This window comes from Bradyrhizobium centrosematis (genome assembly GCF_045571495.1).
GTDB classification, from domain to species: domain Bacteria; phylum Pseudomonadota; class Alphaproteobacteria; order Rhizobiales; family Xanthobacteraceae; genus Bradyrhizobium; species Bradyrhizobium centrosematis.
The window spans coordinates 6,152,706-6,178,646 of the sequence record NZ_CP120703.1; the positions used below are offsets into that span (position 1 = coordinate 6,152,706).

Here is a 25,941-nt window from a genome sequence, read left to right on the forward strand (position 1 = left end):
TCGCGCAGCACCGCGCACCATCAGTTCGCCGAACCCGCGACATTCGAATTGCTTTCCCCAGCGTTGCGGGCCGCTTCGGTCGCGATGTGGGGTGGATTGCCAGCTGCCTAGCATTTCGAGGATTGATCGGCGCGTGCGCCTCCACCTCGCTAGCGCGGCATCTCAAAACGATCCTTCGCGTGCCGGAGGAGAATAATTGAAGGACATCGGTGGCTTCAATAGGGTCAGCCAATTGATTATATCGAAGGTCACTGCCGCTGCATCATCGGCTTTGCGGTCGGGCTACTAGGCTTGGACCACTCCGGTCGCACCGTTATTTTGTCCGTCAGAAATTTGCGATCATCATCCTTCCAAGCGGCGCTTGATCGTTTCGCCAAGGACAGATTTCTATCCGACCGCACACGCAAGAGGGAGTGATTCCACTTGCGGCCAGAGTGACCTGCCACTGAGTATTTCCTCCATAAGGAGTTAGAGTCCGACCCGAAGAAGGACGGACAGATGAAGCGAGCACGGTTCACGGAAGAGCAGATTATTGCGGTGCTGAAGGAGCATGAGGCCGGGGCGAAGACGGCCGATCTGGCTCGCAAGCACGGGATCTCCGAGGCGACGATCTACAATTGGAAGGCCAAATTCGGCGGCATGGACGTTTCCGAGGCGAAGCGGTTGAGGGCCCTGGAGGAGGAGAACGGGAAGCTGAAGAAGCTTCTGGCCGAGCAGATGCTCGATGCAGCCGCACTTCGCGAGCTCCTTTCAAAAAATGGTAGGGCCCGCCGCCAAGCGCGCTGCTGTCGCGCATCTGCAGGCCGTCATGAGCCTGTCGGAACGGCGGGCCTGCTCGATCGTGGGTGCGGATCGGAAGATGATCCGCTATCGCTCCAGCCGCCCACCGGACGCAGTTCTGCGTGGCCGATTGCGCGATCTCGCCAACGAGCGGCGGCGTTTCGGCTATCGCCGCCTGTTCGTCCTGCTGCGGCGGGAGGACGAGCCATCGGGGATCAACCGGATCTACCGGCTTTATCGCGAGGAAGGGCTCACCGTCCGCAAGCGGCGGGCTCGCCGCAAGGCCGTCGGGACCCGGGCCCCGATCCTGGTCGAGCCCAAGCCCAATGCTCGCTGGTCGCTGGACTACGTCCACGACCAGTTCGCCAATGGCCGACGCTTCCGCATCCTCAACATCGTCGACGACGTCACCAAGGAATGCCTGGGCGCTATTCCGGACACGTCGATCTCGGGGCGGCGCGTGGCCCGCGAACTCACGGCAATCGTCGAGCGACGCCGCAAGCCAGGAATGATCGTGTCCGACCATGGCACCGAGTTCACCTGCAACGCCATGCTGGCTTGGTGCAAGGACGCAGCCATCGATTGGCACTTCATCGCACCGGGAAAGCCCATGCAGAATGGCTTCGTCGAGAGCTTCAACGGCCGGATGCGCGACGAGCTACTCAACGAGACTCTGTTCTTCGATCTCGACGACGCCCGCACCAAGATCACCAATTGGATCGCCGACTACAATCACCAACGTCCCCACTCGTCGCTGAAATACCTGACCCCCGCGGCCTACGCCGCCCACCTCACCGCAACGGACGATCGGCTGCGCAACCCCGACCAGCTCCGCCGATCGTCCGTTGCTCCACCCGCGCCACTTGGCGTACAAAACTCCGAGACTCTAACCGCCGCTGGATGAAAATTCAGTGGCAGGTCAAGAGGCCGGCACCGTCGAGTGTGTCATGATTGCACCTAACAGGCTCGGCGCTCACGATCTGGAGGACCGATTATTGAGGCCCATCGCGTGAGGCGTGGGGGTCCGTTTATAGAACATTGCTAGCCATAGTGTCCCGGCATGATTGTCACAGACGTCAGGAGGAGACCTCTCACCACAGGCTGAAAGAGCTTGCTCGCCACGCTCTCACAGAACAATGTCACGGAAGGTCATAGCTAAGCGGAGGCCCCTGGAACGATCCGGCGGTTTGCGCCAGTGCGTTTGGAACAGAAGTATACGAGGGAGCGGCGCTCTCCGCTTGAGACTGGCTTTACTTCATGCCGGACTTTGCATGTCGTGACAAGCACCGCGCCAAATGGAGGACGGAATACGTGCTGCTCATAGGCCTTTGGATACACCACAAACTCGCCGCCCTCGAAGTCTCTCGCTAGCTGCAGAATGACTGCATACTCGAAATCTGGATCACTCTCCGCATCCAAATGGATCCCGACGAACGACCCCGGCGGCAGGCGATGCATCTGGCATCGACGAACCGCGTAATTTGACGATGCGCCGAATATCCTTGTCAGCGCGAAGCTGCGGTCGCTTCTTTCCAGCAGCTCCATGATCTGCCCTGAAGCTGTACCGCTTGCGTTGCGAGGCGCAAGGCCGGGCGGGTCCAAACGAACGCGCTTGACAAAGACACTGTGCACGTCTCCGGCATCTCCCTCGCGCACGTCTTCTTCCGGAATTTCCGCTTGAAGCCGATCGATCTTAGTCAAGTCTTCCTGGGTGAATAATATCTGCGGGGCGATCACGACCGTCCCCTTTACTAACAGCTCTATACGGTACTTTGTCAGAACTTCCTCTGAAAGCAGACGGGATTTATCAGTCATTGCGCGCGCCACCCGGGCTAACTCCCTTGATCTTCAAAGCATGTATTGAGGTCCTGGTGCATCGACGCGAATGCTTGCTCCCAACGCTCGCCGTCCAGCTCAGTTATTCTCATCCGTTCGATCGTCTTTCCGTCCAGACATCGGACATTTATGCTGACCCCGGAGGGGCTCGACCTCGGCCTGTAGGACGGTTTCACGCCACGAACGCGACAGAACGTGTGGCGGGCGATGGTCTTATTGAACGGGTACGCGATGAGGACCTCTTCGTCGCGTTCGACGCGGAGCTTATTGCCATTTATGAGCACGCGGATAGATCCAGCCATTTGGCAGATTGAACCATCGCATCGCCGTGAGCTCTTGCGGCGCACTTACGCGGACCTTGATAGAGCCACAATGGCAGCGGCCATGATGCAGGATCTCCGAGCGATCATGACTCGTGCGCGAGGAAGGTCCCGATAAGACCGCTGCACCACTGGAAGCTAAGTCGATAGGCTCGATCGAATCCATCCAAAAATCGATCACCACGGTTAAGTTGCACCAGTTCACCAATCAGGCGACCGGTCATTTCTCCGTGGTACTTTTCCGCAGGATCCCTTCCACCATCATGGCCGTTAAAGTATTCATGATCGTCCGGCCGCGCTTTGAAAGTATTAACCAGGCTAGCGCAAAGCGACTTGGTCATGTCCGCGGCATGGAGCTCAAAAGCGATCATGTAGGCGCAGCGAACCAGAGAGTTGTCCGAGGACAGCCCGGCATAGAGAGAATGCAAGTACTGCTTGGTCCTGGCAGTATAGTTAGGCCGTATTTCCTTGCGGAGGAGCTGAAAGGCATCCTTTCGCAAGAGATTGGAGTAAATGTTTTCTATCAACAGAATATCCGGTAGCGCCGCCTTGCCGCCCCTCAGTATTCCTCCATGGCAGCCGGTCGCATTCCAACAGATGAAATTCGCGACCACGCTGGTCAGTTCAATATCCCTCGCAATATCTTGATTGCGCTCCATCGCATGGAATACGAGTTCCCTTTGCGCCCCCGCCAGCAGGTACGGAAATGCCTGCGACATCGCCAGATATTCAGGCAGAAGGCCGGCGACCTGATCCTCCGACATCTGCGCGGTGAACGGGTGTGGGCCGAAGGCAGCTCGCACGCGCTCGGTCAAATACCCACAGGATATCTTGGGAGGCTGATCCGGTACGAATCGAGATGCTTGAGCAGTCATTTGACTCCTGCAGATGAGAAGCGAACGATCCTTAATGAAGCCACGTCGTCCGGACGAACTCCTAACCGGCCTGGGCTCATTGGCCTTCAAACGCCGCGTATGAACGCGTTCACTTGCAGGCCATTCTTTTCATGGAGACCTTGGCGATGCCAGATGGCGGTGTAGTCGGTCGTGATGCGCATCGACGATGCGCGTTGAATAGGCGATCCGGCGAACGTGGCCGTAGCGTCGTCTACGGGACATAGGTCGAAATTCGTGGTTGCATATTGCGCGCTGCACTCGACACATGCGTGGCTTGACGCATCCTTTGCAACGTCTTCATCTCCCGTCACTGGGGGGTACCCGACCGAGCATCGCTCGCAAGTGTAGCAAGTTCGGTCTTGAGCTTTGGTTGACGCGTGAAGATAGCGTCTATCAGCGCCTGTGCCGGCTGCTCCGTAGCCTCAACCAGCGCCGCCCTTTCACCCCGCGCGGGTGGAGCGAACACACGCTTGACGACCGTCGGCGAGCCCTTGAGCCCGCATTTAGAGATGTCTTCGACACCCGCATCTTGCGCGCTCCATTTTGCGATTTTGGCACGCGCGGCACGCAAGGCGTCGGTCATCCTGCCGCGCCGAATTTGATTCGTCGCCTCAAGCATGGTGATGAGGCATGGCAATTTGGTATGCAATATTTGCACACCGCCCTCGGCGCGTCGTTCGGCCTCAATGACTTGAGCGGCGAGGTCCAAGGATTTGATCTTGGCAACATAAGTCAACTGTACCACGTCCAATCGCTTTGCGATGCCGGGCCCAACCTGCGCAGTATCGCCGTCGATCGTCTGCTTTCCCGTGAAGATAAGGCTTGTCGGGCCATATTCCTTGCCGATCTTCCGGATGGCGGTTGCAAGTGCATACGTAGTGGCCAGCGTGTCGGAGCCAGCAAAGCAGCGATCGGTGAGAAGAACAGCGCGATCAGCACCAAAAGTCAGCGCCTTTCTTAAAGAATCCTCTGCCGATGGGGGCCCCATGGTGAGCACGGTTATTTCGCCGCCGAACCGGTCGCGTAGCTCCAGCGCTGCCTCGAGTGCGAAGAGGTCATAAGGGTTGATGATGGTCGGGACCCCCTGACGCATGATAGTGTTGGTTACTGGATGGACACGGATTTGGGCCGAGTCCGGCACCTGTTTGATGCAGACGACATTGTGCACGGTTTTGCTCCCAAAGCAGTGCGGCTGCGAGGGGGAGCAGCAAGTGTTGTACCATCACCGACCCTTTGCAATCGGCACGCAAACACGACGGTTTACCGGAGGTGCGCTACTCTAGACCGAATTTCAAGACGGACGAATGCTGACAAAAGTCAGGGCTCCGACAGCATGTTTCGTACAGCTCACCAGGGGAGACACCCAGAAACAGGCCGCCGAACTCCGATGACTGCAGCCATTGCTACAGCCCCGCTGGTTCGTCGCCCACGCAACGACGTCGCCTGGGCCAACCCGTTACCTTCATGATACGCGGCATGCGCTGTCGGCCGTTATGGTTCAGAACCGCTTTATTTCGATCCCGTATTTCCGCAGCGCATAGCCAATTTGTCGCGGGGTTAGTCCAAGCAGGCGCGCTGCCTTCGCCTGCACCCAGCCAGACTTCTCCATCGCCGCAATGACCCGCTCGCGATCAGCCATCCTCGCCCCACCCACGAGAGCCGTGCCGGCTGGCGCTAACGAGGCAAGTTCACTTACGGTTTGCGGCGGAAAGCCGTGGTCCAGCGGAATTACGGACTTCGGCATCGGCTGAATAGACGCGGCTTGGTCCGTCCTGTCACTCGATGTATCTTGCCAAAGCATCCTGGACAGACACTCTCCGTGGCGGCACGCAAAGTCACTTGCCACGATCGATGATCCGGCACAAAGTGTCGCAGTTCGCTCGATGCAATTTTCGAGTTCGCGGACATTTCCCGGAAACCTGCAATTCATCAGGACTTCAATCGCACTTGCCTCGAGGGTGAGCGTACGGCCGTTCTCGTTGTTGAACTTTCTGAGGAACTCCCTGGCGAGCAACGGAATATCGCTGCGTCGTTCCCGCAGCGGCGGCAACAACAAAGGAACCACGTTGATTCGATAGTAGAGGTCCGCACGGAACTCGCTCCTTGCCACGGACTCTTCCAAATTTTTGTTGGTCGCAGCTATGACTCGAACATCGACTTTAATCGTATGATTGCTCCCGACGCGCTCGAACTCTTGTTCTTGCAGAACACGCAGCAGTTTCGCTTGAAACGGCGCCGAGATCTCGCCGATCTCGTCAAGAAATAGGGTCCCTTTATCGGCCAGCTCAAAACGTCCCTTGCGCGAAGTGACCGCACCGGTGAATGCACCCTTCTCATGTCCAAATAATTCAGATTCCAGGACCGTCTCAGGAAGCGCCGCACAATTCAATTTAACGAACGGTCGCTTAACGCGAGCTGACGACTCGTGAATGGCCTTGGCGACGAGCTCCTTGCCGGTACCGGATTCGCCACGCAGCAGAACCGTGCTGTTCGATTTGGCCACAACCGCGATCTTCTCGAGCAGCCTACTCAGCGCGGCACTTTCGCCAATGATCCCGTGTGCGTGGCCCTTCTTACGCTCGCGACTGGGTAACCCAGGGTTACCCTTCGGCTTCTCCCCCTCGTTCGCCACCCCCGGCGCCTCGCGATCCCGGGCGAGCAGGGGATGTGACTTTACTGCTTGCCCTACCAGATTGGCGACCATCGCGAGCAGACCGGCGTCGTACTCGAGCCGATCGCTTGAGCTATCGTTTCGGTCCCGATCTATCGTTAGCGCCCCGACGACCCTTGGACCGCTGTGAATCGGAACCCCGATGAACGATACGGGCGTATCATCTGACGCGCCAAGACTCTCCCGGTCGGCAGCACTGAAGGTCGGCGCGGCAGCCAAGTTCTCGACAATAAGAGGTCTATCTGTCGCTACGATCTGGTCGACCGCATTCCGCGGCAGGCAAGCCCGATAGCCTTCGTCGCCCTCGCTCCAACCGGCGCCTATCCAAATTTCTAGCCCTTCATCGCCAAACAGCGAGATGATGCCGTTCCGCAACTGTAAAAACGATTGCAGCGAGTTGACCACCTTGGCCAACGCGACCTCGAGTCTACAAGTACCGTTGAGTATTTTCGATATCTCAAAAAGGCCGGTCAGCGCGCTCTCGTGCGCGAGCACGCCTGAAGCCTTAAGCTCCGGCTCTGGCCCCGAAACGGGTCTTTCGCTTGAGGCAGGGATATGCAGCACGGGCCGGTCTCCGTTGTCTTGAGTGTCCTCCATGGATTCATGTTCGGATCGGCGAGCTAAGTTACTCATGTCACTCTCGATCTAGCGCCAAGTGTCGACAAGATCACATTGAACCGTGACATTTTTAATGGCACGACGATAAACTTCTGGTGTGTGCCGTCGTTTCAGTTTTTGCGGATTTGCAAACGCGCTGTCAGCGGAGACCATGCGTGAGTTTGCGGCTCACGACAGCTGCATCGCCAGCGCGGCCGCTTCACAGGTGCTGCCCACCATTGATCGGAACCTCAGCCCCTGTGACATAACTTGCCGCATCTGAACAAAGAAAGAAGATGACCTTTGCAACCTCATCCGGCGTCCCCACTCTCCGCAGCGGGATACTCGGCACGAGCCGTGTTTCCGTGTCAGGGGACAGCATGCCGGTCCTGATTTCGCCGGGAGCGATCGCATTCACGCGGATACCATACGGCGCGTAATTATGAGCAAGCTCGCGCGTGAGGCTCGCAAGGGCAGCTTTCGAGGTCGCATAAGCGCTGCCGGCGAACGGGTGCACCCGCGAGCCCGCGATTGACGTTACGTTCACGATCGATCCTGACGCGGCTCTTAACTCGTCAAACAACCCTTGGGCCAGCAGTATGGGAGCGACCAGATTAAGATGAAACACTCTCATCCAGGTTTCAGTTGACGTGATCAATGACGTCATTCGATCACCCGACGGGGTTTTCGGCGAGACGCCCGCGTTGTTCACCAGCGCATGCAGAGGCGCACCGTCCAAGCGTTCTCTGATTTCGGTAATCGCGCGTGGAAGAACTCGATGATCGCTCAGGTCGATTTGGAGATGATCGTCATTCCCCGTCTCCCATGGGCACCGCTCGCCATCAAAAGGTTGGCGCGCGCAAGAAATGACGCGCCATCCCGCATCTGAGAACAGCTTTGCGGTGGCATGCCCAATTCCACGCGACGCACCGGTGAGCAACATGGTCTTCTGGACAGTGCCATCAGCAGGAGCTTGATCGGCACGAGCTCGATCGCCCTGAAATTTACAGGCCAGATGGGCTTGGGGCAGCAGGTCTCTGATCGGACTTTCATTTGGCAGATCGAGACTCACAGCCGCCTCCTCCACTGTTACTTCGACGAACGCGTAGCAGGAATTACGCCACCGCGGTGAACATAAATCGCCTGCCCTTCGCGTCCTAATGTCGCGCACATCGAATACTTGGCTGCTTCAAGACAGCACTGGGTACGCTTTGCGACAATGACGCTTAGTTCACCATGTCAGCTTGCGGGCACACTGGTCGACTTGGTGACAAGCCAGCGACCCGCACTCGCTTTCGTGATTGCGCAATCGGATGACCTAGCTTGTCCGATCTTTCTGATCAAAGTCAACATCGCGCGAGATAACGGACCAGAGTTCTTCGCCGCCATTCGAAAGCTGACGTACTAACCAGGCACGTTAGATTTCTCGCAATCGATTCTTCCTTTCGCACGCGCTCGCCCCGCGAGCCGACTTCTCGTCGGCACCGGAGATCGCATGTGTTGCCGTCCGCTCGACGGTTCGGTCGGATTTGCGGTTCGCCGCAGCCATGAGCGCTATTGTCGAAATTGCCTCTCGGCGAACGGGGGCGACAACAATTGCTTTTTTCCCGTTGGTTTCCCGCGGCACCTGCATCACGTTTGGCATAAGATTGCCATACGTCGAAGAACTCCCAGTACTTCTAAATGCAACGAGCAGAAGCTAAGTCAATAAAAGGAGACGCAAGCTTTATGACGCCACGAGCTCATGTGGATCTTCTTCAATCAGGATCAACTCGCTCGGACTGCTCAAATCGAATTCTATCACGCGTGGAGCCAAGAGACGGGCATAGCGCGTGAAGGCGCTTGTTGGGGGGAACCGGATCACTGTGTTGCAGCGCGCCAGGAGATACATCTCAGTCAGAGCAGAAAAGCCCCCCTCGACCCCGAGCGCTGCATTGTGTAATGGGCCGGCCAGTGGCGCCTGGAACTGCTTTGGAATCGCAACAACGTCAGGAAATATCTTTGAAACCTGTTCAAGCACAAGCGCACTGTCCGTGCATAGGAATGCTCTCACTGGTTTTGCGTGCGGCAAAGCCTTCGCCCTATGGATGGCATTGCAGACCTGCCGCAAGGCGCGCTCCGTGTCCGCCCAGTAAGGAGCATGCCCCATGATATCTTCGCCATTGCCATGACGAACATGGACACCAATTACGCTGTAGGGCTCGAAGTATTCGCGGTAGATAGCGTCTATTCGCGCCTGAATTTCGGATCGCGGTTTGATACTCCGAAAGATCTCTCGCTCCGCCTCCTGATCGCAACGCCACATCAGACAGGCATCACAAACAACCGTAGCGGCGTCACAATCTGCGTTGCTTTGGAAGAGTTGATCAAGTTCGTCGCGCTCTTGAAAGATCTGCTGGTCTGGTCGATAGATGCAATCGATCGACGACTTATTCCACCATGCCGGAAAGAATGGCGCGGGAAACGACCGACGATTGAGGTCGTCGTCGCAAATGATGGATACGCCGGCGATGTCCGCAACCGGTTCGAAGAAGATTGGAAACGCGTTCGTGAACGGCTCATCAAGATAACAGGACCCTCGCCAATCAATAGCCAGCGTACGCCCAGTCTGCTTTGCGAACCGCCAGGCCGCAGCCAGAGACCAGAGACAATCGCCAAAGCCCGTGCGACGCCGGGACACGACGAACCGTTCATTCATCGAACTGCTAACCATCCGGATTTCCTTTTCCTGCGAGCCCTGTTCGACAACAGACGTCGATATCGACCTGCCGTCCGTCTTCTCACTCGAGGTCAGGCTCTGTGATCGCGGTACCGATGAGCTCCGTCGGTAGAACTTCATAGCGGCGCTATCCCTGATGCCTTGCGTGCTCTAAATGCTTAGCGTGGCTTCTTGCTCGTTGCGGCGTGCGTCCGATTTCAGCCGGATTCCGGCCTGACCTGGGTTCCGTGGTTTGTGCTGCCACCTGCCAAGCCTGGGCATCTCCGCTTAGCCGGCATGCCGGACGCATAAGTATCAGCCATCGCTTATTTCTCAATCTCACGCCCGGTCAACCGCAAAAACACGTCTTCCAGGTTCGGCGGACGCTGCAGAACGCGAAGATCCGTTCGTCCCCGCAGATGCAGGCGGACTTGTTCCGGATAGCGCGTGTAGCAAAACAACGTCTCACCGCTGACTTCGATGTGCTTCGCATAGGGCCTAATTAACTCACGGAGCCGATGGACGTCACCACCATAGATCTCCATCACGTTGCAACCGATATGCTCGTCGATCAAAGCGTCTGGCTTGCCTTCGGCAATTTTGCAACCACTTTCAAGCACGCATAGCCGGTCGCACAGCCGCTCGGCTTCTTCCATGAAGTGGGTCGTCAGGAGGATTGTCTTGCCGCGCGCAAGCAGCACCCGCAGACGTTCCCAGATCAGGTGGCGTGCATGCGGATCTAGACCGGTCGTCGGCTCATCCATAATGAGCACATGTGGATCGTTAACCAGGGCACGCGCCAGCGTTAGCCGCCGCTTCATGCCGCCAGACAGCTCGGAGACGCGCACGTCTGCTTTGGCTTCAAGCCGCGCAAACTCGAGCAGCGAGGGCGCAACCGCCGCGACCTTGCGAGCGCTCATGCCGAAATAGCGGCCGAACACCAGCAAATTCTCTCTGACCGTGAATTCGGATTCAAGGTTGTCGAACTGCGGCACTACGCCCACGCGCATACGCGCCGCACGAGCGCGCGAAGGCACGGGCTCATCAAGGACTTCAATGATGCCAGCGTCGGGCGCAATCATGCCGAGCAGCATGCGTACGATCGTACTCTTGCCGGCTCCGTTTGGCCCAAGTAGTCCGAAGCACTCACCGCGCGCGACCGAGAACGACAGGTCATTAACGATCAGCTTGTCGCCAAATGACTTTTTTACGCCGGCAAGGTCGATCGCCACAGTGGACATGCTCATCTTAGGCTGGCAGAAGTCGTTCCGTGGACGATGGCTTCTGGACGACCGTTTTGCTCCAGAGCATGCCCTCGCACCAAACATGATCGACTCGGCCCCATGTGCACGCCGCGGCAGCGTCCGGAAAAAAGCCCCGTCCGTGGAGGTTTGCGCTCGTATTGCAGAGCAGTGGAATGCCTGTGAGTTGCTCAAACTCGACAAGAAGCGCGGCTATTTTGTGAGGAGAATTGCGCGAGATCGTCTGTAACCGCGCCGAGCCGTCAAGATGGACCACCGCGGGGACCTTATCGCGCCAGTTCGCCCGGGTCTGGTGATCAAATAGCATATAGGGATCGGGCGTGCCCGGGCTAAAGATCTCCGGTGCCCGATCTTCCAGACAAATCGGGGCAACCGGTCGGAAGTGCTCGCGCCGTTTGATGTCGTTGAGATGATCTTTCATTTGCGCGCACGTCGGGGCTGCGACGATGCTTCTGCCGCCCAGTGCTCGCGGCCCAAGCTCGGCACAGCCGGAAAGAAAGATAACGGGCTTGTTGTCTGCAAGGATTGACGCAAGTTCACGCAGGCTGCAGGGTGCAGCTTCCCAATCCGGTGGAATTTCGCTCTCCTGCAGGGCCGGCCCACTGTAAACTGACCATTCCAGCGGACCGAAGCCATCTTGCGCGGCCATAGCGCCGCACGCGGCGCCGATTGCCGAGCCGCTGTCATTCGGAAATGGCGGCACCCAGACCTCATCGAAGAGTCCTGTTGCGCGAAGGGCGCTGTTCCATTTGATATTGAGACCGCAACCTCCGGCGACGCATAGATTTCGCGCTCCCGGGAGCGAGGAATATCTCAGCAGAAGGAGCGAGATTTCTTTAACAAGAAGACGTTCCAGAAACACATGAAATGACGCGAGGATATCCTCCGCTCTCTTCGCCGTCAGGCGCAACGCGCTTGCCTCGAAGAACTCGTGTACCGCCGCAAGGGACGATTCCGCATTGTTGATATCTTCTCGGTAGCGGCGAGCCTGCTCCGTGTCTCCAGCTAGGCGCGTTTCATAAAGATCCTGAAACACCTCGACGATGCTTTCGTCGACTGAGCCAAGCGCAATGTAAGCCATAAGCTTGCCGGCGATACCGAGATCCCAATTGGAGCGGTTCGGCTGCCGATACGGTCCGAAGTGCAGACCCGCGGCAGCATAAGCATGGCCAATCATCGGAAACAACGTGGCGATAAGCCGAGCCCCGCCCGGCTCGACGTGGTAAAGACGGGGAAAGATACAGCCATCCCACACCAGACAGAACGCGGGCTGTCCCGCGACCGCGAAGGAACTGGTGCTATATGCTGAGGCGACATGACCCGTGACATGCGGGTAGCTCTTGTACGGAAAATCTGTGCCCGCTAGCATGAGCCCAAAGCCGTCGACGGAATTAAGGAGGCCCTCCGCATGACGCTCGACATAGGGTGCCCCTTTCAGGACGACCGGCGCCGCTCCGCTTAGGACCCGGAACTGCGATTCGTTCTCGCCGTCCCAGCCGTCAATGACGAACTGATCGATATCACGCGGATCCAGCCCATGCTCCGCCAAGGCGAGCACCACTGCATCGAGATTGTCGACGGACTGATATCGTGGGCTGTTGCCGCGCTTTTCTTGCTCCATGCAAAAGAGAAGCCGACCGTCCTCGATGACCGCAATTGCCCCGTCATGTGTCAACTTAATTCCACAGATGCGCATACGCCCTCCTGGCCTAATGACCGACGTTGGATTGTTCTGACGATCCGTCCGGCTTCTGAAACCGGACAATCACGCAGTCTTCATTGGCAGATCCGCTTCGGCAGTTCTGACGGTCGACCTCTGTCAGGCTTTCCTTGAAGAGAGCAATCACCGTTTCAGCGCCAGCGGCATGCCCCCACCGTTGACATAATTCGTCACGCGCGGACCCGAAAATCAGAGTGCCGCCCGGCGAGAGCAGCCTCACCATGTTGCGGATAGCGGCCTGCATCTCGACCACGTCTTTTAGATAATACAGAACCTCGGCAACCACGATTAAATCGAACCGCTCAGTCGTCGAAAACTGCTCGATGCCGCAGGTCACCCAAGTCAGATGCGACCATTTACTTGTCCGCAGTCGCGCTCGCTCGATTGCCTGCGGCATGACATCCAACACGGTAAGCCGTACGCAGAGCGGCGCCAGCATCTCAGTGAATGCTCCGGCAGCACATCCCACCTCGAGGGCGGACGAAGTGCCTCCGGTGCAACGCAACATCCGAACCATTTCTGCGTATCGCGCTTGCTCGAACGAGCTGTTGTCAAGGCTCCATGGGTCGTCGGCGGCCAACTCTTTCTCTAATAGCCGATGGTTTGCGTCCAAACTCATGAGCGGACCACTTATTCGAAGACCGTCGAATGATCGCGACCGGAAGCGTTCTCCGACGCCACGAGGCTCAATGGACGATCCGGGGACGCTGCCTTATGAAGCGGAGCAGGACTCACGCCCGCATGAGCTGCATCAAGTGCATCATTCGACGGCGGGAGCACACGCAGTACCTCATCTTCTAACGGCACGTTGGTTACTTTGCGCGATAACCAATCGCTATTGCTCAATGTGCAGAGCGCATACGCTTTCAACGGAAGTAGGAGAAGAATGTTGATCGGCGTGTGAAGCGAGAAGCCGATAAACCGCCATTCGCCAGCACGCAGCGCTGCCACACTGCACCGGACCATAGTCATTGCTGCAATCGTCAATCCCGTCCACCAGGGTATCGAGCCGCCGATCACGAGCTGTGCGAGCGCCGCAAGGGATGAAATGGCGAGGAGTATTGGGCCAAGATTTTGCCCGACGACATCTAGCGTCAAATAACCATCGAGCTCTGGCAGCAGACGCAACGCTAGAAACGTGTCCCTGAAGGTACTGCGCGCCCAGCGGAGTTGCTGCCGTAGATAAGGCCCAAGACTCGGCGGGACGACCGTGGATGCGATCGCGTCCGGCACATATTCGGTTCGAAACCCCGCCTTCAGCATAAGTATTGTTAGATGCCGATCCTCACCGAAGTCGCTCGGCTTTCCCCGAAAGAATTGTGCCTCATATTGATCAAGAAGCAAGTTGAGTGCGGAACGCCGATACATGGCGCACGGGCCGCAGCAGCACATGACGGCACCGAAGCGAGCCTGTGCCGCACGTTCCTCGTTGCACGCGAGCCAATATTCCATATCGATCAGCCTGGTCAGCCAGGTCTGCTTGCGATTACTAGCCACCAACTGGCCCATCGCCGCCCCAATGTCCGGACCACGCATCTTCAATACGAGCTTTGTGACGACGTCAGCAGCAAGTATCGTATCGGAATCGACATTGAGAACGAGATCACCGGATGAGCTACGTATTGCGGCGATTTGCGCTTTGCGCTTTCCAACATTGCTTGCAAGCAAGATGATGCTGAATCTTGGATCGTCCGCATATAACTCGTGCACAGGCGCGACAACATCGCGGTTTGCAGACCCATCATCGACCACATAGACCCGCATCTTTCCAGCGTAATCTTGACTGGCAAGCGAATGTAGGCATCCAGCGAGGATGTTTGGATCCTCATTGAAGCACGGCACGATGACATCAACGGTGGGAAGAAGCGCCTCGGCTGCTCCCTGCTCGTCCTGTCGATGTGAGCTCATTGCCGGCCGGGCATATAACGCTTGTAAGCTCTTATAGATAGTCGAGAGGAGCGCATATGATGAAACGGCGGCAGCACTGGTTGTCGCAAGCAGGTCCATTGGGTATCGATTTTTCAGTGGAGTTGAGGAAGTGGACGGATTGCAAACCCGCGCCGTTGTAGTGCCGGAATGAGAAACGCCAGTGCCATCGTTGTCTGATCGCGCAGCGTTGTATCAATGCCCAGCTGCTCCTCAGCGGGAGGATATCCGTCATGCAGGAGCACAATTGCGCCCGGACGAACGTTCGCGAGGACCATATTCACAATTGCATCAACCCCGGGGCGGGACCAATCTCGAGGGTCGACCGACCAGTGCAGAGCCGTCAGGCCGGCGTTCGCTGTCATTGCAAGCACCTCTTGCGTCCATATTCCGTAAGGCGCTCGCATATGCCTGAGCGAGGCCTCCGGGCATACCAGACGAATCGCGTCGCTCGCGGTTAGCACTTCATCGTGGAGCTCCGCAGGACCGCACATGGATAGATCGGGATGCGTCATCGTATGGTTCGCAACCTCATGTCCTTCAGCAACGACGCGTCGGATGAGGTCGGGATGCTCGATCGCATACGAGCCAATGACAAAAAATGTCGCGGGCACCCGATGTTGCGCAAGGACGTCGAGCACCGCAGGCGTACAAAGTGGGTTTGGCCCGTCGTCAAACGTCAAATAGACAGCTCGACTTCCGCTCATGTCAGCGTAGTCGCAGCGGACAACAGATATTGAGGAACGGCCTGTCATAGCTCAGGCCCGTTCCGATCAATGAGCGTTCCGGCTGGCCATTCACTTATCGAGCGACCAACCGGAAACACCACCACGATCACGTCTTCGATGCGCGTCGGCGACAAATTTGGATAGACATCCGGCTGGGTCGAAAGGACTCGGATGCCGTTCAGCAAGGTGGCCAGCCCCTGCCTTTGGAACAGTCTCCTCATATGTTTTTCGAGTGCCGGCCGGACCGTACCAAAGCCAAAAGGAACGCCCAACTCGTGCAGTATCGGATACGTCACGCGCATGGCGTGGCTAATTCCGAGCCCCTCGAGATCTGGACGCACCGCATATAACCCCAGTTCTCCCACAAGGAGATCAGCGCCACCAACTTTGATGTAGCGCCGTAGTAGTCCGATGTGAGCTGCTATCCCTTGCGAGTCGTAACCAATGAGACGCACCTCGGGTCTTGCGCCGGCCCAACTTCGGCTTCCCTGAAACGGCTCGGCGTTGAACGCACCGGTCGGCCCGTAACTTTTACGGAAGAACTCAGCAAGCTCTGCGTGATCGTCAAGCCCCAGTTCGCTTTCCCATCGGAGGCTCCAGCGCACCTGGGCGCGCGCCGAGGCACCCTCCGTAGTCGGGGATATGGCAATGTTCATGGCGAGCTTCCTTACGCCAGTGGAATTGATTTCGGAGATGGTCACAGGATCTCGTCACTCGCCGGCAGCGATAGGAGCAGCGATGCGCCGCTGTGCTTGGTCGGAGCGCTGCATCGCTCGTTCGCGCCGCGCCGCACTTTCTTTTCCCGCAACGGAGCTGCCCGGCGGTCCGTACTCATGATCTCGCCAATCTGCGGAGAGGCGACCGCGTTAGACGGTTTTGAGCCGGTTGAACCCGCCAGGACCTGCACCAGGCAGCTTTTGCTGTTCCTATCTTAGCGTTGTCCGGCATATTCACGCCTGGACCCAAGCCAGCGAGGCGCGCGACTGCCCCATCGATTGCGCATCTGAGCGACGTCGAATCAAACTGCTTCTTAAACATCTTCAGAACGCCCCGCATACGCTGCTCAACCAGGCCGGTCAAAATCGGCCCTTGATTTAGCGGCATTTGCAAGCTGCGCTTGCCGCCATTTCTCGACACTAGAATGAGGCTGAGCGCGCTCTCAATTGTACGCGAGTAAACCTCGAATATGGGAATGGATGAAATCCGCATACCAAGGTTTATTGGGACTTGCTTGGCATTCGAGCGAGTGGCCCTAGCGGCGATAGGACGCGACAGCGCATACCCATAGCGGCCATTAAAATACATAGAGCAGTCCGCTCGTCCACATGCGAGCCTCGCTCGAAGCGAGAGTGAACGGCCAACGCCCATCGTGGTTCGCCCTAGTTACTTTTCCAAACTTCAGTTTGCTATCTAATCTCCCGCAGTTTGGTAAAATCGATTGTTTCGATAGAACGCATCCACACGATGGATAGACTCCCGACATGCGGTTCAAAGGCCTTGATCTAAATCTTCTGGTTGCGCTCGACGCTCTGATGACAGAGCGCAACCTAACGGCGGCGGCTCGCAAAATTAACTTGAGCCAGCCAGCCATGAGCGCTGCCATTGCAAGGCTGCGCACCTATTTCCGCGACGACCTCTTTACTATGAAAGGTCGAGAACTTGTCCCGACCCCTGGTGCGGAGGCGCTTGCAGGCCCGGTTCGCGAAGCCCTGCTGCACATCCAACTCTCGATCATATCGCGCGACGCGTTCGACCCCGCTCAGTCTAGTCGGCGCTTCAGGGTCATTCTCTCGGATTTTATGACAATTGTCTTCTTTCGTAGAATTGTCGACCGCATGGCGCAAGAAGCTCCGGCCGTGCGCTTCGAATTGTTGCCATTTTCCGATGAACCAGATGACCTGCTGCGGCGAGGCGAGGTCGACTTTCTCATGCTGCCGGAACTGTTCATGTCGAGCGCGCATCCGAAGGCGACGCTGTTCGACGAAACTCTCATATGCGTGGGATGCCGCGCGAACAAGCAGCTGACCCGGCCGCTTACGTTCGAGAAATATACCTCCATGGGGCACGTCACTGCTAAATTCGGGCGGGCACTGAGACCGAACCTTGAAGAATGGTTTTTGCTTGAGCACGGACTCAGAAGGCGAATTGAGGTCGTCGTGCAGGGCTTTAGCCTCATTCCACCTATCGTGCTAAACACGAGCCGTATCGGCACGATGCCCTTACGACTGGCCAGGCACTTTGAAAGGCGGATGCCCCTGCGGATCATTGAGCCGCCTTTGCCCCTGCCCACATTCACAGAGGCGCTGCAGTGGCCCTCCTTCCACAACACTGATCCCGCGAGCATCTGGATGCGGCGGATATTCCTCGAAGAGGCGTCCAACATGACATCTGAGGAGCAGAAGCTTCCAACTCGCAGGCGCTGCTAGGCTTACCACAAGCGCGACCTGAACGACCCAACACGACGTAGACCTTTCTTTGCACCCTGTTCCTTTCCTTGCTTTAAGTTCCATTGCGGACAAACAGCCACAGACCAGCAATTGCGGGCGACTGGCCAACGCATTCCCAGGTCCGCGCGGTGAGATCACACGTTGGGCCTGATGCGCCTGCGCTACTTTGATTTCTTCAAGCACGATCGCCAAACAACATGTCTTCAGAATATGTGTTTTGCTTGGCGAATGAAATCACTTGGAATCGCACATTGCGTCAGGTTGAAGCCTGACGATCCTGACTAGTACTGCATGCCGCGCGCCGTCGACGGGGCGCTTTGATAGGCTCACCGCGCTCACCGAAATCGGGATGATCTGCCACCAGCGAGCCCGACCGCGTGGGACGGCGGACTTGGCGAGACCGTCCAGCTGGAGGCGCTGGTCCGATCGGCTTCCTGCTGATCTCTATTGTAGCAATCACGTCGCGGGATTCCTTCGCGATGTCAGGATGTGTCGACGTCCATTCGAGCGAGCCAAGGCGGAGAGGCTCGTCTGCATCAGCAGCGGCACGAATAGGGAACGACAATGCCGACGCTCATCCGATCAATGTATGTCGATGGGCCATGTCGTAGTTAAGCAGCAAGGCCAGCCCCAGACGTCAAACGAGCGATCATCCTCAATCAATCTAGGCCGCTCTCGTCGCATCGACATACGCGGACAGACCTTCAGCCGCCCTCTTGCTTGGTACTAACCGCGTAGGGCTGATACCTCCGGGGCTGGCCAGGCATTTCCAAGCAACAATGTCCCTTCAGATCGTCGAGGCTCCGCATCCGCTCCCAAGCCTCACTGAAGCGGTGCAATGGCCCGCGCTTCACAACAAGGTCCTTGGAAAGCCTGTGAATGATGGGACTTTTCAGGAGGCCTCCGACGTCGCAACTGCGCAAGATTCCTCCTATCATTGGCGCTTCGGCGCGGACGCAGCGGGACATATCATGTGGTCGGTCTCGCTTTCGTCGGAACAACGTTCCGTCTCTCCAAACATCACATTCGCAATACCGGTCCTAACACGATCGCCTCGCGTGGTTTGCCCTCACCGCCAGGGCGAGGGACGCTCTCAGCGCACAGGCCGCGCGACATTCTCGAAGCTTCCCTACATTCGCGTCAGGTTCTTCGAACGGAAGACTGCAGAACAGCCTTTAGAGACATCGGCGGAGCAACGCATTTACGCTCGAGCCGCCGCTTACGCTACAGACCCGGTACGCGGGACGCACCTGTCTCAAAGAGTGGGCATGAAAGAGTGGGCATGAACAAAGCTCTCCTCGTCAACTCGCTAGGTCAGTAGTTGCTCCGGATGGTCGGATCCGATTCGCTTCCTTGGAGCCTCCCCTATTTTCATTTTGAGCATGGCGGCGCCTCAGCAAAGTACATGGCAAAGGCCCCACCGGGCCGGCGAGAAAGCGCCGCGCAGGCATGTGGCGTTGTGGCATCACCCAGCAGAACATCGACGCTTCATCGCTGTTGCCGCAGGTATGACTTGTTTTGGCCCTACCGCAGCCAAACGTCTTGCTGACGTGCGCTACGCTTGACGCTTTCAAACAAGGAGCTGAACGTTGACGCATTGCAGCGGGGTCTTCGATCCGGAAGAGCTTTTAACCCTCGGACGAGTTTATGACGGCGCAGTTGACGCGCTACCTCCATCGATGCGGAGTGATGAAAATCGCACAGCGATCGCCAAAGTCATCTTGCAGCGATCGACGGCTGGCGAGACTCAATTAGCTCGCTTGTTGAACTTGCTCATGGCTCTTACCCCCGAGGGTTGATCGGCGGCTCTCTTAAGGTTAGTCACCACTCGCGGGCTGCAATGGAAGACGATTTGGCTGGTCATTTAGAAAGCCGCTTGAATCATACGTGGCGTCAGGTTGTAGGCTTTGAAATTGAACAACATGAACAGAGCTGCACCAAGAAGGCGTCAATGGCGCATTGGCGAACTTGCAGATGCGACCGGAGTAACGGTGCGCACGCTGCACCACTATGAGCACACTGGGCTCCTGGCAGCCACTGCGCGTACCGAAGGTGGCCACCGGATGTACGACCGCGAAAGCGTGCAGCGGGTTCATCAGATTCGCGCGTTGCGTGAGCTTGGTTTCTCACTGATCGAGATCCGTAAAGCGATGGAGGGCACGACCTCACTCACGGACCTTTTGCGCAAACACCTAGAGCGAATAGAGATTCAAGTTGCGCGAGCCACTCAGTTGCGCGACCGCTTACGTAACATGACCATCGATGGCGAGGCGCACGTCAGCGTGGATGAACTACCTGCGACGCTGAATGCAATGGCGCGGGTCGCGCCACGTGGTGGGACGCCGCCGTGCATCTGCAATCTTGCTGCGGAGCGCGAGGATCGTTGGCGACGTATCCGCGATGACCTCCGCGCATGCATGGATGAAGGTGAGGAGCCGTGCGGCGAGCGTGCAAAGGCTGTTGCCACGGCTGCGCGCCTGCTGATCGGCGAAATCGCCGGCGCCGATACACGCGTTTCGATGATCCTGACAGTGCTCGCACGGTTAAGTGCTCCCCGCAGCCTGGCGGGCTGGGATCCCTGCCTGATGCAATATCTCGATCTCGCCCTTGGCGGACTAGAGGATCAGCCGTCCTGATGCATTCGTCTCCGCTTTCATCCGAGAGCTAAGGCAAGCTCAAACGCGGCAGGATTGCTGGCAGCGCTCTTGGTAGGACTGTGAGCTTGCATCGAGCCGACAGATGCAATCTGTCCGTGGATCCGCATTCATGACGCATACATGGCCCGACCCAAAAGGGCTTGATCCGCACCTAACGTCACATTGTAGACCTTGCCGCCGGTGGACGCTCGTCGAGCGCACGTTCGAAGTAGCGAGCGCTTGCCGAACCAGCAGCCATCCTATCGCAATTTCTAGCGGTTTTACTTCAGATGACCATCGGCATGATAAGTATACGGGCTATCTCTGGGGCAAGTGCAGCGCTTCTCTTTTGCACTCTTCGTTCTCTTTACGCGCGGTTCTGAACTGCGGATAGCCATTGCTGGCCCAATGACCGGAAGCAGCGCAACGTTTGGCGCGCAGATGCGCGATGGTGCGGCGGCTGCAGTTGAGGTCATAAACGCTTCGGGCCTGCTTCCCGATCACGCCAAGGTCGTACTGAGTGTTGCCGACGACGGCTGCGACCCGAGGCAAGCTGTAGAAGTCGCGAACAAGCTGGCGACCGAGCGGGTTCTGTTGGTAGTTGGCCATTTCTGTTCCGCTTCGTCGATCGCAGCCTCCGACATCTACGCTGAAGCGGGGATCGTTCAGGTGTCGCCGGGCTCGTCAAGCCCTCGTCTGACCGAGCGCGGGCTTCAGACTGTCTTTCGGATCTGCGGCCGCGATGACCAACAGGGGATCCTTGCCGCCGAGTACATTTATGCAAACCATCCAACGATAACATTGCGGTGCTCGACGACAAGAGCACGGCTGGTAAGGGTGTTGCCGACGTGGTTGAAGCCCAGCTTCATCGATTCGGGCGACGGGTCACTCGGCAAAGCTACCTCGCCGGTGAAAAGGACTTCAGAGCGTTGATTTCTAGAATGAAGAAGGAGCAGGTACGTATTGCCTATATTGGCGGCTATCACACCGAAATAAGCTTAATTGTCCGCCAGGCGTCGGAAGCGAAAGCCAACGTCATCGTCATGGCCAATGATCCGCTCATGACCTCAGAATTCTGGGCCATAACCGGTAGCGCCGGAAATGGCACATTGTTCACTTTCATGGTTGACCCCGCCAGGAATGCCTCGGTGACCGGCCTGGTCGCCGCACTCAAAGCTTCAGGCCGGTCCGCCGAAGGCTACACGCTATACGCTTACGCAGCTGTGCAAGCCTGGGCAGAGGCGGCGAAGCGCAGCGGCTCCTTCGATCCTTTGCTGGTCCCTAGCGCACTTCGCTCAAAGCCGATCGACACGGTGATTGGCAAGGTTAGATTTGACGGAAAAGGCGACAACTCGGCTTCTGGATTTCTGGTTTACCGCTGGCACAACGGCCAGGTTGAACGCGTCAAGGAGCCATAATTCGTATGCACCGCCACTTCCGCGAACGCAAGCGATCACGAATGATGAGACGCCGTCAGACGGTCTTCGCAGCGATACTCGCTAGTTGCATCATACTTGCTGCTTTCGGCGCTTTTTTCGCGTTCGCTGCAGCGCTCGCAGAGCTGCCGAGCTTGCATCTGACCGAGCTGCTCCGTCCGATGATAGACAAATAGCAACGCCTTGCCCGGTCCATCGTGCTGACACTTGGAGCGAGCGGATGGACAGGCGTCGAGATTCCGCATCGCTTTCTTCGGTTTGCGAAGACCCTGGGAATGAAGCCCAGGTGAAAGCTGTTCGCGCTGCTACTTCGTGCCCCTCATCATGGCCGATCATCAGCTGATCAGCAGCCTGCCTGACATCCTCTCCGATCACCGGAGCTAGACCGCAGTGGCGACCAATTATCGGGGTCACGATGAGGCCAGCGATATTGCTCGCCTGCGCTATCAACGAACTGGATGCATCCCATCAACACTTTCGATTTTACTAGTTCCAGCCCTAGGCCGCATAAGTCGGCCGCCGGCTTACGGAAAGCACAGTTCACGAATGCGCATGTTTATGGATCCTTTTCAGCTCTGTCGCCCTGCAGCTCGCCTCTGTCACGGCTCCGTCAAACATTGTTTGGCAGCGATTTACGCGGTTGACGAATGCAGTGCGAAGGCCAAATGGCGGTCTGCGGTGCAAGCCGTTAGATCGGCGCCGCCCTTTGGCATGATATTTGATGACCTTAAGACGTCAGCTCTCACATAAACTGTGCGGCAATGGTAAATGCTCCGCAGCATAGAGCTATGTCAGACGAACTGCCCTCTGCATCGAGGGGGGCCGGATTCTTAGCTCCGACCATGGCGATAGCGTCAAACATTCGTCGCCGTCAGCGCAGCCTGCGGCCAAAGCGGCACAATCTGATGCGTGGCGCCGAACAGATTTTACGCATTCGTCCAGCGCGCTGGACGGTTCGACCATTCGTTCACCTCCCTCGCCATCTCCATCATTGTTCGTTCCTCGCCAGGCGCGCTTTGCGCTTTTGCAAATCTTTCGCGGCACTTGCGTGCCAGCTTCCCGGAAATTGCTGCACCTCTCGCGCAGCCGTCACTCGCCCCGGGAAGCGTGCGCCATTTGGCGAACGCGAAGCGGTACCTTTGCTCAGCCTGTGTTGCATTCGCTACTTTGGAGAAATACCATGGAACTTGATCCTTCCAATTCACGCATCCAGTATCTCGAGGATCGCATCGACCTTCAACTCGACATCATTGCAGCACTCATGCGGGAAGAAGGCAACGAACTCGAAGCGGTCCGGCTGCTCAACGCGCTCATAGGCCAAATGATTACGGCGGAGCAAGAGCTGGTCCAGCTTGGCGATGCCAAGACCAGCGCTGGACGAATGCGACTGTCGCAAGTCGGTGGCGTTTACTACCCCGAGGATCTCCGAATTTTGGGACGCCTTTATGATCAGACTGTGGCGGCTTTACCAGAAACGCTGCGAACTTCAGCCAATCGAATGACGATTGCCAAGCTCATTTTTTCACGTGCGGCAGTGGAATGAGATTTCACCTGCGTTTGCCCGGCGCCGACTTGCCAGCGTCCTCCGTGCCTCCAGCCCGTCACGCACGGCCACACTTTGGCACATGCAAAGAAGCCGTTGCGCTACCAGCGTTGCACCTTGCTCCCTGGCTAAGGCCACTGACCTGGAAGAGAAGCGCACACTCCGAGCGGCAAGCCATACACGGGGTGACGTAACGGAATGACAGGCTATTTGCCAGAAAGCCGACATGTCGCATCCGTAACAGCTCACGTGGTCCCACCGCGGCTATTACCGAGCGCGGCTACGTTTTGAGACACTTCTTTGCCTCCAGCGGTGATGGGCCAGGGTCTTTCTCAGCACACTCCGCTTTCGCCGCTTCCGCTTCTCGTCGAACTTCCTGTTTCAAGAGCGGCACATCTCGTGATTTAGACCGATGTCAACCGTGAGGAGAAGGGAGCGACGATCCGTACCATTTTACTATTTTTCCGAACCATGCCAAATGCGCGTGACAATGCCACGCCCGGGTCATCGGACTTTCAACAAGCACGTATATATTCTGGCGAACCACCGAGAGCAATCCGATAGAAGATTCGCAGGGTTCAAATCCTGCTGGCTGAAGCACGCCGCAGAATCTCGGTTTGCTTTGTTTTGGGATGTCCAGGAGTACTTGAGATGGATCAGTTCTTTTCCGAGAAGGAGCAGGTGCCAGACCTCGTCGTGAGCGCCGCATTTGACAAGGCCTGGAGCTTTGTCGAGGCAGACCCATTGCTCGCACATCATCTCAAGGCCGTTCTTCATAGCCGATTGCGCACTCACCTCGAATGTTCGATAAAAACGGGCGAGCGGAATACTCTGAATCTGGCAAACGAGGCGATACGCAACTTACGGGCCGAATTGGCCCCGTCGACCCGGCAGTAAAGCGCTTGTACTGTCGTGTTGTGTGCCTTTTGACGTCATTAACGCACTTCGGCGCCACGGCAGGACAAACGGGTCGGCTCGGATCGAGCAGAGTTTCCTCTACTGAAATGCACCTTCGTTGTTGAGAACGTTCCCTTCAAGCTGTAACCCGCTTTTCGCCGATCGGCCGACCGGAGACCCTTGAGCGGAATGCAGGTTCAAATCAGCGATGAGACGCGCGGCCACGAGTTTGAATTGGCTCAGAAGGCCGATCAGCACTTTTATCCTGACTTGAGTTTGACACAGCCTTGCACATCCAAAGACGTACTCGCATTTTGAGCCAGCATTTTAGGCGCGGCCTGTCAGCGTCCGTTGGAGAGCGGTGAGGCCAGACATCTCGGCGCTCCGTTGCAGACCATCATAGACGGTTTTTATCAACAAAAGTCGGTGAGAGGGCCACTGCGAAGCCGTAGCGTCACGGCAGAAGCGAGCTGGCGGCGGGGCACGCGCCGCGCAATCTGACGTCGCGTGCGATTGAACACATTTCTTTTCGAGCCATGTTGTGCGCCAGTTACAGCAATTCCCGTTCACGTTGCTAAACGCACGGTGCTGGGGGCACCGAAAGGAAACGACACTCTGATGAAAAAGATTCTCATTCTGACTGCCAGCATCGCCGCACTTGGGGCGGTCACCCCCTCATTCGGCGCGGACTTGGCCGAGCAGCCGGTCAAGGTCAAGGCGGCGCCGCTGCCGGCCGCTGTCCCAATCATCGATTGGTCCGGATACTATCTCGGCGTCAATGGCGGCTGGGGAACGAGCCGCAATTGCTGGGATTTCAATGGCGTCACTTCCGAGGGCTGCCATGATTCGGCTGGCGGCACCTTTGGCGGTCAGATCGGCTATCGTTGGCAAGTCTTCAACATGGTCTACGGCATCGAAGGTCAGGGCAACTGGGCTGACTTCAAAGGCTCCAATGTCAGCACCGCCTTCCCGGCAGACACCAACGGCACCACGACAGATGCATTTGGTCTACTCACTGGCCACATCGGATACGCATACAGTGCCGTGCTCCTTTACGGCAAGGGCGGTGCTGCGTTGACCAGCAACACTTATCGCATCAGCACGGTGGCAACTGGCGCGGAGGTTGGGACAAACAATGATGTGCGTTGGGGAGGCGTGCTGGGCGCCGGTGCCGAAGTCAGCCTCACGCCGAACTGGTCAGCTGGCGTCGAGTATAACCACTTGTTCATGCAGCGTAGCAACATCAGCTTCCCAGCCGCCCTTGGCGCAGACCGCGTGCATCAGGACGTCGATCTCATCACGGCTCGGCTTAACTACAAATTTGGCTCGCCGTTTGCCCGATAGCGATCTCCACGCTCTCGCATGAATCGGAGCCCCGGCCCGCGGCCGGGGTTCTTTGCGCAAATTCCTCTCCGCCCAAAGTTTCGACGCCTCAAGTGCAAACTGGTTTAAGTAAAGTATCACCCGCTTGCTAAAGCGAGGCCGCCGCGCCGAGTCACAAGCCAATTAGTCGATTCCACACGGCGTCGGTTGAGGCGGTCTGAGAAC

At 57.4% G+C, this 25,941-nt stretch carries 20 protein-coding genes; 8 read left to right on the forward strand and 12 right to left on the reverse strand.

The annotated features are described in order from the left end of the window. Positions 1-498: 498 nt before the first annotated feature. Positions 499-1,684 (forward strand): IS3 family transposase gene (locus P6U31_RS29285; protein ID WP_407185205.1). Its coding sequence is split into 2 segments (ribosomal slippage): positions 499-752 and positions 751-1,684, totalling 1,188 coding nucleotides; the frame shifts between segments, so codons are not numbered across the junction. 251 nt (positions 1,685-1,935) lie between these two features. On the opposite strand, the gene P6U31_RS29290 is transcribed toward P6U31_RS29285, so the two are convergent. The 12 genes from P6U31_RS29290 to P6U31_RS29345 form a co-directional block, all read right to left on the reverse strand. After that, complete coding sequence (locus P6U31_RS29290; RefSeq protein ID WP_407185206.1) at positions 1,936-2,595, reverse strand: 2OG-Fe(II) oxygenase; 660 nt, start codon at positions 2,593-2,595, stop codon at positions 1,936-1,938. 427 nt (positions 2,596-3,022) lie between these two features. After that, the gene (locus tag P6U31_RS29295; protein WP_407185207.1) at positions 3,023-3,811 is read right to left on the reverse strand and encodes a hypothetical protein; all 789 of its coding nucleotides are present in this window, start codon (positions 3,809-3,811) and stop codon (positions 3,023-3,025) included. Between the two features lie 328 nt (positions 3,812-4,139). Further along, positions 4,140-5,000 carry an electron transfer flavoprotein subunit beta/FixA family protein gene (locus P6U31_RS29300; protein ID WP_407185208.1) on the reverse strand — a complete coding sequence of 287 codons (861 nt, stop codon included), beginning with the start codon at positions 4,998-5,000 and terminating at the stop codon, positions 4,140-4,142. 330 nt (positions 5,001-5,330) lie between these two features. Beyond that, positions 5,331-7,136, reverse strand: coding sequence for a nif-specific transcriptional activator NifA (gene nifA / locus P6U31_RS29305; protein WP_407185209.1), 1,806 nt, complete (start codon positions 7,134-7,136; stop codon positions 5,331-5,333). A gap of 184 nt (positions 7,137-7,320) precedes the next feature. Next, positions 7,321-8,172, reverse strand: a complete 852-nt coding sequence (locus P6U31_RS29310) for an SDR family NAD(P)-dependent oxidoreductase (RefSeq protein ID WP_407185210.1) — start codon at positions 8,170-8,172, stop codon at positions 7,321-7,323. A gap of 654 nt (positions 8,173-8,826) precedes the next feature. Continuing rightward, positions 8,827-9,939: a nodulation protein NodZ gene (locus P6U31_RS29315; protein ID WP_407185211.1), complete on the reverse strand. Its 1,113-nt coding sequence runs from the start codon at positions 9,937-9,939 to the stop codon at positions 8,827-8,829. Positions 9,940-10,124: 185 nt separating this feature from the next. Further along, the gene (gene nodI / locus P6U31_RS29320) at positions 10,125-11,045 is read right to left on the reverse strand and encodes a nodulation factor ABC transporter ATP-binding protein NodI (protein WP_407185212.1); all 921 of its coding nucleotides are present in this window, start codon (positions 11,043-11,045) and stop codon (positions 10,125-10,127) included. A 1-nt stretch (position 11,046) separates the two neighbouring features. Continuing rightward, positions 11,047-12,756: a nodulation protein NodU gene (gene nodU, locus P6U31_RS29325; protein ID WP_407185213.1), complete on the reverse strand. Its 1,710-nt coding sequence runs from the start codon at positions 12,754-12,756 to the stop codon at positions 11,047-11,049. A 13-nt stretch (positions 12,757-12,769) separates the two neighbouring features. After that, complete coding sequence (gene nodS / locus P6U31_RS29330; RefSeq protein WP_407185214.1) at positions 12,770-13,399, reverse strand: nodulation methyltransferase NodS; 630 nt, start codon at positions 13,397-13,399, stop codon at positions 12,770-12,772. 11 nt (positions 13,400-13,410) lie between these two features. Continuing rightward, positions 13,411-14,787: a chitooligosaccharide synthase NodC gene (gene nodC, locus P6U31_RS29335; RefSeq protein WP_407185215.1), complete on the reverse strand. Its 1,377-nt coding sequence runs from the start codon at positions 14,785-14,787 to the stop codon at positions 13,411-13,413. 14 nt (positions 14,788-14,801) lie between these two features. After that, positions 14,802-15,461, reverse strand: a complete 660-nt coding sequence (gene nodB, locus P6U31_RS29340; protein ID WP_407185216.1) for a chitooligosaccharide deacetylase NodB — start codon at positions 15,459-15,461, stop codon at positions 14,802-14,804. Beyond that, the gene (locus tag P6U31_RS29345) at positions 15,458-16,090 is read right to left on the reverse strand and encodes a NodA family N-acyltransferase (protein WP_407189973.1); all 633 of its coding nucleotides are present in this window, start codon (positions 16,088-16,090) and stop codon (positions 15,458-15,460) included. The genes nodB and P6U31_RS29345 overlap by 4 nt, the downstream gene beginning before the upstream one ends. 825 nt (positions 16,091-16,915) lie before the next feature. Between P6U31_RS29345 and nodD1 the strand changes: the two genes are divergently transcribed. From nodD1 to P6U31_RS29380, 7 genes are all read left to right on the forward strand, one after another. After that, positions 16,916-17,860 (forward strand): transcriptional regulator NodD1, encoded by a 945-nt coding sequence (gene nodD1, locus P6U31_RS29350; RefSeq protein WP_407185217.1) that lies wholly within the window; start codon positions 16,916-16,918, stop codon positions 17,858-17,860. Between the two features lie 1,943 nt (positions 17,861-19,803). Beyond that, positions 19,804-20,517, forward strand: coding sequence for a MerR family transcriptional regulator (locus P6U31_RS29355; protein WP_407189974.1), 714 nt, complete (start codon positions 19,804-19,806; stop codon positions 20,515-20,517). A 441-nt stretch (positions 20,518-20,958) separates the two neighbouring features. After that, a complete protein-coding gene (locus P6U31_RS29360) occupies positions 20,959-21,450 on the forward strand; it encodes a branched-chain amino acid ABC transporter substrate-binding protein (protein ID WP_407189975.1) in 492 nt (163 codons plus the stop codon). Further along, positions 21,366-21,935, forward strand: a complete 570-nt coding sequence (locus tag P6U31_RS29365) for an ABC transporter substrate-binding protein (protein WP_407189976.1) — start codon at positions 21,366-21,368, stop codon at positions 21,933-21,935. Before P6U31_RS29360 ends, P6U31_RS29365 begins: the two co-directional genes overlap by 85 nt. Before the next feature lie 1,198 nt (positions 21,936-23,133). Further along, on the forward strand, positions 23,134-23,496 hold the full coding sequence (locus tag P6U31_RS29370) for a NolY (protein WP_407185218.1): 363 nt from the start codon (positions 23,134-23,136) through the stop codon (positions 23,494-23,496). Positions 23,497-24,147: 651 nt separating this feature from the next. Continuing rightward, a complete protein-coding gene (locus tag P6U31_RS29375) occupies positions 24,148-24,393 on the forward strand; it encodes a hypothetical protein (protein ID WP_407185219.1) in 246 nt (81 codons plus the stop codon). Positions 24,394-25,011: 618 nt separating this feature from the next. Then, a complete protein-coding gene (locus tag P6U31_RS29380; protein WP_407185220.1) occupies positions 25,012-25,737 on the forward strand; it encodes an outer membrane protein in 726 nt (241 codons plus the stop codon). Positions 25,738-25,941: the final 204 nt, after the last annotated feature.

Bases quoted from the DNA above. Each gene is read 5' to 3' on its own strand.
- P6U31_RS29295 (WP_407185207.1), bottom strand. From the start codon at position 3,811: ATGACTGCTCAAGCATCTCGATTCGTACCGGATCAGCCTCCCAAGATA.
- P6U31_RS29355 (WP_407189974.1), top strand. From the start codon at position 19,804: ATGAACAGAGCTGCACCAAGAAGGCGTCAATGGCGCATTGGCGAACTT.
- nodS (WP_407185214.1), bottom strand. From the start codon at position 13,399: ATGAGTTTGGACGCAAACCATCGGCTATTAGAGAAAGAGTTGGCCGCC.
- nodB (WP_407185216.1), bottom strand. From the start codon at position 15,461: ATGACAGGCCGTTCCTCAATATCTGTTGTCCGCTGCGACTACGCTGAC.
- P6U31_RS29375 (WP_407185219.1), top strand. From the start codon at position 24,148: ATGGATCAGTTCTTTTCCGAGAAGGAGCAGGTGCCAGACCTCGTCGTG.
- nodU (WP_407185213.1), bottom strand. From the start codon at position 12,756: ATGCGCATCTGTGGAATTAAGTTGACACATGACGGGGCAATTGCGGTC.
- nodC (WP_407185215.1), bottom strand. From the start codon at position 14,787: ATGGACCTGCTTGCGACAACCAGTGCTGCCGCCGTTTCATCATATGCG.
- nodD1 (WP_407185217.1), top strand. From the start codon at position 16,916: ATGCGGTTCAAAGGCCTTGATCTAAATCTTCTGGTTGCGCTCGACGCT.
- P6U31_RS29360 (WP_407189975.1), top strand. From the start codon at position 20,959: ATGCGCGATGGTGCGGCGGCTGCAGTTGAGGTCATAAACGCTTCGGGC.
- P6U31_RS29380 (WP_407185220.1), top strand. From the start codon at position 25,012: ATGAAAAAGATTCTCATTCTGACTGCCAGCATCGCCGCACTTGGGGCG.
- P6U31_RS29370 (WP_407185218.1), top strand. From the start codon at position 23,134: ATGGAACTTGATCCTTCCAATTCACGCATCCAGTATCTCGAGGATCGC.
- P6U31_RS29345 (WP_407189973.1), bottom strand. From the start codon at position 16,090: ATGAACATTGCCATATCCCCGACTACGGAGGGTGCCTCGGCGCGCGCC.
- nodI (WP_407185212.1), bottom strand. From the start codon at position 11,045: ATGAGCATGTCCACTGTGGCGATCGACCTTGCCGGCGTAAAAAAGTCA.
- P6U31_RS29315 (WP_407185211.1), bottom strand. From the start codon at position 9,939: ATGAAGTTCTACCGACGGAGCTCATCGGTACCGCGATCACAGAGCCTG.
- nifA (WP_407185209.1), bottom strand. From the start codon at position 7,136: ATGAGTAACTTAGCTCGCCGATCCGAACATGAATCCATGGAGGACACT.
- P6U31_RS29290 (WP_407185206.1), bottom strand. From the start codon at position 2,595: ATGACTGATAAATCCCGTCTGCTTTCAGAGGAAGTTCTGACAAAGTAC.